At 69.2% G+C, this 2112-nt stretch carries 2 protein-coding genes and 1 pseudogene; all 3 read left to right on the top strand.

Going from position 1 to position 2112, the window contains the following annotated elements:
- Positions 1–214: pseudogene (locus HUK84_RS15770) on the top strand (hypothetical protein); the annotation flags it as partial.
- A gap of 55 nt (positions 215–269) precedes the next feature.
- Positions 270–686 (top strand): fluoride efflux transporter CrcB, encoded by a 417-nt coding sequence (gene crcB / locus HUK84_RS15775; protein ID WP_176641132.1) that lies wholly within the window; start codon positions 270–272, stop codon positions 684–686.
- A gap of 107 nt (positions 687–793) precedes the next feature.
- A complete protein-coding gene (locus HUK84_RS15780) occupies positions 794–2092 on the top strand; it encodes a lipopolysaccharide biosynthesis protein (RefSeq protein WP_176641133.1) in 1299 nt (432 codons plus the stop codon).
- Positions 2093–2112: the final 20 nt, after the last annotated feature.

Here is a 2112-nt window from a genome sequence, read left to right on the forward strand (position 1 = left end):
GAACGTGCTGGGCGGGCGAATCCTACCCTCGCCGCCCCCCGGCGGATCGGCCGCCGAACAGGCCGACGCCATCCTGGTCGCCGCGGGCGCCGCGGCCAGTGACCTGCTGGTCATCGGCGGCTATACTCATGGCGTTTTGCATGATCGCCTGCGCGGCAGCGTGACGGGCCAGATCCTGGCACATGCCGCGATACCGACCTGGATCCAGCATTGATGTCATGGCCGACGTCAGGATTGCGACCTGGGCGGGCGCAGCGGCACAGGATGGAATGGTGGACAGGTTTCTGACGACGGTGGCCATTGCGGCGGGCGGGGCCCTGGGCAGCGTGGCCCGCTACTGGGTGGGAATCGGGCTGGCGCGCTGGAGCCAGGCGATGCCGTGGGGCACGATGCTGATCAATGCCAGCGGGTCGTTCGCGATCGCGTTTTTCGGGACGCTGACCCTGTCGAGCGGACGTTATCCGGCCTCGGACCTGGTGCGGCTGTTTTTCATGGTCGGAATCTGCGGCGGGTACACCACATTTTCATCCTTCAGCCTGCAGAGTTTCGACCTGCTGCGCGGCGGGGCAGCGGGGCGGGCGGCGTTGAACATGGTGCTGTCGGTCGCGATCTGCATGCTGTGCGTGGCCGCGGGCCACCGGGCGGCGGAGATGCTGAACCGTGCCCAGGCGGAGGCGGTGCCCTGAACCGCCCCCTGCGCTTGCCGCGCGGGGGGTGAGGGCGTATCAGGGGGGCGAACAGGATCGGGAATGCGGAAGATGAGCGTCGGTTACTCATGGCGCGCGGTGCGCCCATGAGCAGTCGTGGCGCGGGACTGATGGCCCGGATTCTGCGCAATACCGGGATCCTGCTGGGCGGCAAGGGCATGGCCGGCGTGATGGGCCTGGCCGGGACCGCGCTGGCGGTGCGCGCGCTGGGGCTGCACGATTTCGGGATTCTGCAACTGATCCATACCTGCGCGTCGCTGTTTTCCGTGGGCACGCGCTTTCAGTCCTGGCAACCGCTGCTGCATTTCGGCAGCGCGCTGTTCGCGCAGGGGGAGCGGACACGCTTCCAGGCGCTGCTGCGCCATTGTTTCCTGCTGGACATGATCGGGGCCGCCGCCGGGATGGTGCTGGCGCTGTGCGGAGTGGCCGGGTTCGGCACCGTCTTCGGCTGGCCGGCGGGCTGCCAGCACGCCGCGCTGGTCTATATGACCACGATCCTGTTCATGAACACGTGCTGCGCGCTGGGGGTGCTGCGGCTGACGGACCGGTTCAAGCAATCGGCCATCGCCGACCTGGCGAGCAGCGTGACGCGGGTGGGCGGCACGGTCCTGGGCCTGTGCCTGCATTGGCACCTGCCGGCGTTTCTGGCGGTGTGGTACGCGTCGAACATGGCGTCGTTCGCCGCCAACAACCTGTCGGCCTGGCGCGCCATCCGCCATACCGCGAGCTTTGCCGGGTTCCGCGCGCTGGGTGGGCGCTGGCTGTCCGGGCTGGACGGGATCTGGCGGCTGACGCTGGCGACCAGCGGCAACCAGGCCGTGGCGGCACTGACCTCACGCATGGGGGTGCTGCTGGTGGGCGCGGCGCTGGACCCGGCGGCGGCGGGGATCTACAGCGTGACCTGGCATCTCTGCGACGCGCTGGCCCAGCCGGCGCAATTGCTGACGCCGGCGCTGTATCCCGAGCTGATCCGGCTGCGCGACGGCAAGGATTGGGTATCGATGCGGCGGGTGATGCGCCGGATCTTCCAGGCGCTGGGGGTCTTTTCGGTCGTCGCGCTGCTGGTCGCGTTCTGTATCGGGCCGTTCCTGTTCCGCACCCTGCTGGCGATCCACCGGCCGGACACGCTGTCGCTGCTGATGCTGCTGAGCAGCGCCGCGATCCTGGATCTGTGGGACGTGCCGCTGGAACCGCTGCTGGTCTCGCTGGGCTGGGCGCAGCATCTGTTCGCCGGACGGGTGGCGGCGACGGTCCTGTGCATGCCGGTGCTGTACGGACTGGCGCATCTGTGGGGCGTGGACGGCGCGGGAGTGGCGACCCTGCTGGCCGAGGCGCTGATCCTGGCGACGCGTTTCGTGCCGTTCCGGCGCCTGCAGCAGCTATAGACCCGTCGAGGCCCGTTGCC

It is taken from the genome of Nguyenibacter vanlangensis, assembly GCF_013376155.1.
In the GTDB taxonomy this organism is placed as follows: domain Bacteria; phylum Pseudomonadota; class Alphaproteobacteria; order Acetobacterales; family Acetobacteraceae; genus Gluconacetobacter; species Gluconacetobacter vanlangensis.

Coding starts and splice junctions, on each gene's coding strand:
- crcB (WP_176641132.1), top strand. CDS start 270: ATGGTGGACAGGTTTCTGACGACGGTGGCCATTGCGGCGGGCGGGGCC.
- HUK84_RS15780 (WP_176641133.1), top strand. CDS start 794: ATGAGCAGTCGTGGCGCGGGACTGATGGCCCGGATTCTGCGCAATACC.